Here is a 1,168-nt window from a genome sequence, read left to right on the forward strand (position 1 = left end):
GTCGTCGAAGTTCTCGATGATCCGCCGCGTCGGCGATTCGATATCGGGCTTCGGCGCCCCACGAATCACGCAGGCTTGCGGATCGTTCTGCAGGATGGAGAGGGTGTTGTGCAGGTCGCGGATACCGTCGACTGCGTATTCCTCCACGCGGAAGTTCTTCGCAGTGGAGTAAGGGACGATCGTGCCGTCTGCTTTCCAGACCTTGCACATGACCAGCGGCTCGTAGCAGCGCAGGACGGTGAGCACATCACCCATTGGAGCGAGCCTCCGCGCGTGCTTCGATCCACGCCGAGACTTCTGATTCGCTCCACGCTAGCTTGCTCCCGACCTTAATCGGGGCGGGGAAACCGTGATCCCTGATCAGGGTGTAGACGTAGGGTCTGGACACACTGAGACGCGCCGCCACTTGGCGGGCCGAAAGCAAATGCACGGGTGCCCCACGTCATAAGAGTAATTGATGTCATAGCTGACACCCTGCGGCGACGCTTGTCAACGCCCTAATCGGGCGACTTCACCTTCTCGGGAATCTGCAGTTGCTCCCGGGTGAGACCGGTCAGTTCCTCGATCGACCCGCTGATCAGCAGGGGGTCCATCAGTCGCAGACGCGGCACACCGAAGATCGCTTCAAGCTGCACGGCGCGGATCGGCGGTACGAACCCACGTGCCATCCACGTATAGAGCGCTTGGCGCGAGACGCCAACCCGTCGTGCGAACCGGGTCGGGTTGCCGTGGTCCTTCACCAGTCCCTTCAGCGCCGACTCCGGCATCGTCTCCAGGTACGAGAGCCTCGGCGGCTTGGGCGCGGGCGGCGCTTTCACCTTGGTCTTCGGCTTGGTTTTTGTCTTCGAGGATTTCATGTTGCGTAGTCTGGCATAGCCTGTGCTAAATGACAATCCCCCCTTGACATGACGTTAAGGAGCGGTTTACATTCTGACCTTCGAACAACCCGTGGAGAACACGCCTTGAGCCTTTCCGTCACCATCACCGCGACCGACCCCGGCGACCTGCGCCGCAAGCTGAGCGACATGCTGAGCTCGATGGGCGTGTCGTCCGCACCCACCGTCGTCAAGGAATACGTCGCCACTGTCGACATCCAGAAGGGCGACGCGGTCAAGAAGGTCGACCCGCCCACCGAAGTCCTCGAAGGCGAGGTGCTCGAACCCGAGAC

At 61.3% G+C, this 1,168-nt stretch carries 4 protein-coding genes; 1 reads left to right on the plus strand and 3 read right to left on the minus strand.

Annotation, left to right across the window (positions count from 1 at the left end):
* From KAZ48_10745 to KAZ48_10755, 3 genes are all read right to left on the minus strand, one after another.
* Positions 1–255 (minus strand): hypothetical protein (locus KAZ48_10745; GenBank protein ID MBP7973268.1); only part of this gene is annotated, 255 nt, incomplete at its 3' end.
* Positions 248–388 (minus strand): AlpA family phage regulatory protein, encoded by a 141-nt coding sequence (locus KAZ48_10750; protein MBP7973269.1) that lies wholly within the window; start codon positions 386–388, stop codon positions 248–250. The genes KAZ48_10750 and KAZ48_10745, both read right to left, overlap by 8 nt.
* A 109-nt stretch (positions 389–497) precedes the next feature.
* Positions 498–857, minus strand: a complete 360-nt coding sequence (locus KAZ48_10755) for a hypothetical protein (GenBank protein MBP7973270.1) — start codon at positions 855–857, stop codon at positions 498–500.
* 105 nt (positions 858–962) lie between these two features.
* Here KAZ48_10755 and KAZ48_10760 point away from each other — a divergent pair.
* The coding region (locus KAZ48_10760; GenBank protein ID MBP7973271.1) for a hypothetical protein at positions 963–1,168 on the plus strand (206 nt) is incomplete at its 3' end.

It is taken from the genome of Candidatus Nanopelagicales bacterium (genome assembly GCA_018003655.1).
Classification (GTDB): domain Bacteria; phylum Actinomycetota; class Actinomycetes; order S36-B12; family UBA10799; genus JAGNDY01.

Excerpts from the sequence above, each read along its gene's own strand:
- KAZ48_10755 (MBP7973270.1), bottom strand. The coding sequence starts at position 857 with ATGAAATCCTCGAAGACAAAAACCAAGCCGAAGACCAAGGTGAAAGCG.